The sequence below is a fragment of the Streptomyces sp. NPDC097107 genome, assembly GCF_044762405.1.
GTDB classification, from domain to species: Bacteria; Actinomycetota; Actinomycetes; order Streptomycetales; family Streptomycetaceae; genus Streptomyces; species Streptomyces thinghirensis.
The window spans coordinates 1-5,066 of the sequence record NZ_JBIWEF010000037.1 but is presented as its reverse complement, the minus strand read 5'-3'; the positions used below and the strand labels follow the sequence as shown (position 1 = coordinate 5,066).

Here is a 5,066-nt window from a genome sequence, read left to right as displayed (position 1 = left end):
TCGGTTGGAGAGGTCGAGGGCGTCGGTCGCGAAAGAAAGGGCGGCGCACAGGCCGGTCACCTCGTAGAGGGTCGGACGGATCAGGCCCGGCCAGTCGTCCGGGACGGCGGGCCAGGAACCGAGGAGCACGTCGGCAGAGGCCAGGCCCAGATGCACCGTGACGTCCCAACCGCCGCTGAGCGACGCGGGTTCCCAGCGCAGTCGGATGCGCCCGAGGGGGAGTCTGGGAGTTTCGGTAGCGAGCCAGGAGATGTCGAGAGGGCCGTCGGGGCGGGTGGAGACGCGCTGGACAAGCGCGCTGTGCATGCCATGCGGCATGGGGTGCGCCGCGAGATCGTGCAGCGCGAGGCGAGGTGCGGGGCGCGACAGTGACGAGATGAAAGCCTCCGTGGTGGTGGGAAAGGGATCAGGCCCAGGTGAGGGCGTCGCGCGCTCCCACCGGGAGGTAGTCCTCCTGGCCGTCGTCGGCGATGTACGCCTTGCCGTCGCGGACGACGACCTCGGCTCCCACGAAGTGGGCGAGGGGGAAATCGGGGTTGACGGCGAGACGGACCGGCAGGTTGGCGTCGAGTTCCTGGAGCTGGCGGAGCAGGTGGCCGACGGTCAGGTACTGGGGCAAAGGAGTCTCCGTGAACGGTGGACATTGAGGGGCTGGTCGGCTCGACGACGGGGAGTCGTCGAGCCGTCGGTGGATGTATGAGCGGAGCCTGATCGGCAGTCAGCACGAGGAGTTGGTGACCAGGGCGGCGAGGAATCCGGCAACGGCCTCGGAGGGGGTGTGGAGACCGAACTCCTGGACCCATGCGTCGCCATCGGCGGGCTGCACCCGGACGTGCCAGACGATGTTGCGCTGCCAGGCCGACGGGTCCTCGGGGAGCCAGCCGACGTAGACACAGCCGTCGGGGCTGGTCGCGTGGACGTTGACCTCGGGGGTGTCGACGATCGCCCACCCGAGTGCGTCCAGGAGATCGAGCACCGGCCCCGCACCGTGGTCGGCGGAGAGCCAGTGGAGAGTATCGGCCGTGGGGCGGACAACGGCCGCAAGGAGGGTGGCAGAGGTGCTCACGGTTGTATAGATCCCTTCGTTGACCTGCGGTTTTCCCGACATCCGTACGTTGGCATGCAACATGCCGAAGTACGTAGTCGTTTCCTGGCAAGGACGTCTGCCGTGGGCGAACTCGGGGTCGTCGGCAGGTGACGGGAGACCCGGGAATGGACAGGTCACCGCGGCTGTCCTACATGGGTTGCGGTGACAGGCCGCAGGCGAGAGAAGGGGGACAGCGGTGGCCGAGGCGAGCAGACACTGGGACGGCGCCGGACTGGAACGCAAGATCCGCGCCGCCGGCCGGCCCTGGACCGTGGGCGACATCGCGATGGTCGCCGACGGCCAGTGGGGAGTCGGCGTACACCCCGACCAGTGGCCGGACGAGGAGACGGTGGAGCGCCGGGTCGCCGAAGGCCGGCGAGTGGAGCTGACGATGGAGGAGCTGGCCCGCGCGGTGGCCCCCCCGGGCCGAAGAGGGCCACCGCGACGAGAATCGGAGCTAAGCGTTCAACGTCGGAGCCCCGCTGTGGGCGCCGACGGCCTGACGACAGCCGCCGGAGAGGACGGTTCGGGCACGGCCCCCGGGGCGTGCGGCGTCTGCCCGGAGCGGGCGACAGCGGCCTGTCAGCCGAACCGCCGGTGCCTCAACCTCGGGTGCGGCGGCCTCCCGAGCCTCCACCACGCGCCGGATCGCCTGGAGGTACGCACTGCTCTCCGCGTGGGCGACGCGGAGGCTGACCGCCGTTTCGGTGATCCGGTCGAGTTCGTAGAAGTCAGGCACATCCCCATGCCGGGACAGGGCGTGAAGATGGTCCTGGTGAACGGCTACTGCGTTGTCCCGTGATGGCCAGGGCCGTTCGGGTGTGCATGGCGCAGCGCAGGAGCGGGTCGTCGCTGGGGCGGCGGCCCCCAGGGACCTCAAGGGCTTCGATGGGCTGGCCCCAGGCGTTCTCGATCATGGCCGTGGCCTGGTCGAGCATGGTGGTGGTGGGCATGGAGGAACTCCGGTTGTGCAGGGACGGTCGCGGATGGAGTGCGGCTTGGGGTGGGAGTCAGCGCCCGGGCTGCGGCGCCGGCGAGCTGGCCGGCAGCCGGGCAGAGGTCGCGGACGCGGGGTGTCCCGTCCGATGCTGCGCCGCCCCCGTGGAGCGGCTCTGGGCGGCCATCACTCGGAGGTCGGCTGCTGTGCGTGGCGCCCGCACGGCACGGTGTACGGCCTGGGTGACCGCGGTGCGGCGTACGTCCAACGGAGTCGGAGCGCGCGAGACCTGAGCCTCGGCGATCGGTGTGGCCGAAGCGACAGGGGTCATCGTGACCAGGTGCTGCATGCGCCGGTCGATTTGGTGGCGTTCGCGGACCACCGGGGTCGACTTCGCCATCACAGCGGCGGTTGCGGCGATCAAATGGGACGGGGTGCGGGCCGTGAAGGTTGCTTCGGCACGAGTGCCCCAGCCCGGCGGGCCAGCCCACAGTTCGACGGTCGTGCGGTCGGAGCCGTAGCCCCGCCGATCGATAAGGATGCCCGCTTGGTCGTCAGGAGCGATGATCTCGACGGTGTCGAGTTCAGCACCTCCGTCAAGGGTCCAGCCGGCATCGGTCAGCGGCCGGACGGCGTCCCTCCAGGGGACGGTGGGCCCCGTCAAGAAGCGGCCGAGGGTGTCGGAAGCGATGGCCTCGTCGTAGTCCTGGACCAGTGTGGCGGTGAGGCCGGCGACCATCTCGGCCGGGGTGACGTGGTTGAACGTCGCCGTCCAGCGAGGCGCTGAGAAGGCGTCCTCGGCTGCGCTGATCTTCCACAGCTCGAAGTCGTCGCCGAACCAGCCGATCCGAATCCGTTGGTCGGGAGAGGTTACGAGGAGCTGGCAGGGGCCCTCATCGAGGTACTGGTGTGGCCACTGGGCGACGGGTGCGAAGCCAGCTTCGCCGGTCCCGCTGGAACCGGCCAGATACATGGGGCTGACCAGCACCTCTTGGTACTGGTACGGGTCATCAGGGGCGTGCATGGTCGAGTCTCCGGAAGCGAAGGAGGGGAGCGGATCCGCGTGCGCAGCGGCGGGAGTCGCTGGAGTGAACGCGTATGCCGTGGCGGCGCCGAGTGGCCTCTGGTTCTCACGCCCGTCACCGGCCCCGGCCCGGTGCCGACTGAGCGGTCACGGCCGCCGGCACCCGCGGTTGCGGCTGAGGCGTGGCTGAACATGACGTTGGGCGTGGCGGCGCTCCGTCGTAGGGCAGCCGCGGTCCGGGCGCTGTCGGCTTCGGTCCCCAGCGGAATGCCGACGTGGGTGCGCGTTACTGCCGCTGCCGGACGCGACGCCGCTGCTTCACTTCGCAGCGCGAAGGGCTGGCTCCAGTGCTCGACACTCGCGTAGACGGCCCCCAACACCTGGCTGGCATCGGTGAGCGCATAAGGGTCTCCGTGCCGGGAGCCCGTCCGTGCGACCAGGCCGTCGGCCTGGAGCCGCAGGAGTCGCTGCCGCGCGAGGCCGTTGTCCGGGCCCGCCGCCTCGGCGATGTGAACGAACCGCATCGGGCCTTCAGCGGAGTCGAGTACCTGAATCACGCCGGTCGAGTGCCGAAGGTGCAGGCGGCGCAGCGCATCCTCGACCCGCTCGGCTTCGGCGATCGGCTCCTGTGTCACGTGGGTACGGGACCAGTCCGACACCGTGCGGAGCACGGGGGCCAGAGCCGTGCCGAGCGCGCTGAGTCGGTACGGCGCGCCCCGTCGGTCGTGATCGCGGATCACCAGTCCGTCCGTGTGCATCGTGGGCAGCCGTTTGCCGACGAACTGCTCGCTGACGAAGGGGAGCTGGGCAGCAACCTTGCGGACGCGCATGGGGCCGTTCACCTGGCCAGGGTCATCGCGGTCCAGGCGGTCCACTTCGGCCCGATCCGGGCGAGAGCCTCCTCGACGCGCTGGGCGTCGATGGAAGCGATGGAGAAGGTGGGAGGCAGGCCGGCGGTAGGCATGATGGGGTCCTTTTCGGGATGAGGTCAGCGTGAGCGAGGGGCCGCGAGGGAGGTCCTGGCGGCGGGCGCGGCGACCGAGTCGGCGAGCGTGCCCGACGTGGTCTGTGTGGTGGGGCGGCCGAGGGCGGCGGACACCCGTGAGGTCGTCGCGCGACCATCACACAAGGCGGCTTCACCCTGCGAAGTGAGTGAGAGGAGCTGGCCGGGCCGGTACACGTTCTCGCTGGTGTCCTGATGCAGTAGCCCGTCGGCGACCAGCCGCTGCACGGTCTGCGGGAAGACCGCCGGGTCCTGCCGCTGGGCCTTCTCCTTTGAGATGTACGGGTCCTCGCCGATCGCGTTGCGACGAAAGCGAACGCCTCCGGCCGCAACGGCTTCGAGGGCTACCAGCCCGCGCTGCCCGGCGACGGCCCAGTCGTCGTCCCGGTCGGGCCTCGTCTTCTGGCTTTGCCCGTGGCTCTTGTTGGTCGCGCGTTGCGCAGGCTCGGGCGAGGAAGGAAGCCGACGGTAGGCGGACAGGGACTCGACGAGCTGGCTGTACGCCCGGTCTTGCTGCGCCAGAACGTCTCCGAGTTCGGGAAGTGCGGTCCGCAGCAGCGCGTACGACACCTGGGCGCGGCCGACTTCACCGCGACCAGCACCTTCGAGCAGCCGCTGCGACCGCCGGACCGCGTCGAGCACGCTCTCGTGTCGCTCGTCCAACGTCGCCGCGGCTTCGATGACGCGCGTAGCGGCCTGGTGCAGCGGCTCCCCCGGCCCCTGCGCGAGGGCGGGTACGCTGACGTCCCCGACACCGAGCACTTCGACGACGAGATAGGGACCAGGGTGTGTGTCTGCGTCGTACGGGTTCACTCCGTCGCCTCCATCCGGGCGAGCAGGGAGCGGACCAGAGCGGGCAGGCTCCCGGGGTCGTCGCCGAGCCGAGGACGGTCGCTCGCTTCGCGGAGCAGATCGGCGTCATCGAGCAGGCCGCTGGAGATCTCCGTGCAGGCGTCGGTGATCCGGGCGGCGGCGAGTAGTGACTGGGAGAGAACCTCGACGTAGTCGTCCGGCG

Annotated in this window: 8 protein-coding genes and 1 pseudogene; 1 reads left to right on the top strand and 8 read right to left on the bottom strand. The window is 70.2% G+C overall.

Annotated elements, in window-relative coordinates:
- The 3 genes from ACIQ1J_RS35305 to ACIQ1J_RS35295 all read right to left on the bottom strand — a co-directional run.
- On the bottom strand, positions 1 to 306 hold a 306-nt coding region (locus tag ACIQ1J_RS35305; RefSeq protein ID WP_403563485.1), incomplete at its 3' end, for a hypothetical protein.
- Positions 307 to 406: 100 nt separating this feature from the next.
- Positions 407 to 619, bottom strand: a complete 213-nt coding sequence (locus tag ACIQ1J_RS35300; protein WP_403563483.1) for a hypothetical protein — start codon at positions 617 to 619, stop codon at positions 407 to 409.
- 99 nt (positions 620 to 718) lie between these two features.
- The gene (locus ACIQ1J_RS35295; RefSeq protein ID WP_403563481.1) at positions 719 to 1,066 is read right to left on the bottom strand and encodes a DUF317 domain-containing protein; all 348 of its coding nucleotides are present in this window, start codon (positions 1,064 to 1,066) and stop codon (positions 719 to 721) included.
- 217 nt (positions 1,067 to 1,283) lie between these two features.
- Between ACIQ1J_RS35295 and ACIQ1J_RS35290 the strand changes: the two genes are divergently transcribed.
- Positions 1,284 to 1,889, top strand: a complete 606-nt coding sequence (locus ACIQ1J_RS35290; RefSeq protein ID WP_403563479.1) for a hypothetical protein — start codon at positions 1,284 to 1,286, stop codon at positions 1,887 to 1,889.
- 208 nt (positions 1,890 to 2,097) lie between these two features.
- Here the strand turns inward: ACIQ1J_RS35290 and ACIQ1J_RS35285 are convergent, their stop codons facing one another.
- The 5 genes and pseudogenes from ACIQ1J_RS35285 to ACIQ1J_RS35265 all read right to left on the bottom strand — a co-directional run.
- Positions 2,098 to 2,997 (bottom strand): DUF317 domain-containing protein, encoded by a 900-nt coding sequence (locus ACIQ1J_RS35285; RefSeq protein WP_403563477.1) that lies wholly within the window; start codon positions 2,995 to 2,997, stop codon positions 2,098 to 2,100.
- Positions 2,895 to 3,878, bottom strand: coding sequence for a winged helix-turn-helix transcriptional regulator (locus ACIQ1J_RS35280; RefSeq protein ID WP_403563475.1), 984 nt, complete (start codon positions 3,876 to 3,878; stop codon positions 2,895 to 2,897). The genes ACIQ1J_RS35285 and ACIQ1J_RS35280 overlap by 103 nt, the downstream gene beginning before the upstream one ends.
- 8 nt (positions 3,879 to 3,886) lie before the next feature.
- The gene (locus tag ACIQ1J_RS35275; protein ID WP_403563473.1) at positions 3,887 to 4,012 is read right to left on the bottom strand and encodes a hypothetical protein; all 126 of its coding nucleotides are present in this window, start codon (positions 4,010 to 4,012) and stop codon (positions 3,887 to 3,889) included.
- A 24-nt stretch (positions 4,013 to 4,036) separates the two neighbouring features.
- Positions 4,037 to 4,864: a large ATP-binding protein gene (locus tag ACIQ1J_RS35270; RefSeq protein WP_403563471.1), complete on the bottom strand. Its 828-nt coding sequence runs from the start codon at positions 4,862 to 4,864 to the stop codon at positions 4,037 to 4,039.
- A pseudogene (locus ACIQ1J_RS35265) lies at positions 4,861 to 5,066 on the bottom strand (hypothetical protein); the annotation flags it as partial. The gene ACIQ1J_RS35270 and the pseudogene ACIQ1J_RS35265, both read right to left, overlap by 4 nt.

What these genes read in the sequence shown, in the direction of transcription:
- ACIQ1J_RS35285 (WP_403563477.1), bottom strand. Translation starts at nt 2,997, where the DNA reads ATGTATCTGGCCGGTTCCAGCGGGACCGGCGAAGCTGGCTTCGCACCC.
- ACIQ1J_RS35280 (WP_403563475.1), bottom strand. Translation starts at nt 3,878, where the DNA reads ATGCGCGTCCGCAAGGTTGCTGCCCAGCTCCCCTTCGTCAGCGAGCAG.
- ACIQ1J_RS35275 (WP_403563473.1), bottom strand. Translation starts at nt 4,012, where the DNA reads ATGCCTACCGCCGGCCTGCCTCCCACCTTCTCCATCGCTTCCATCGAC.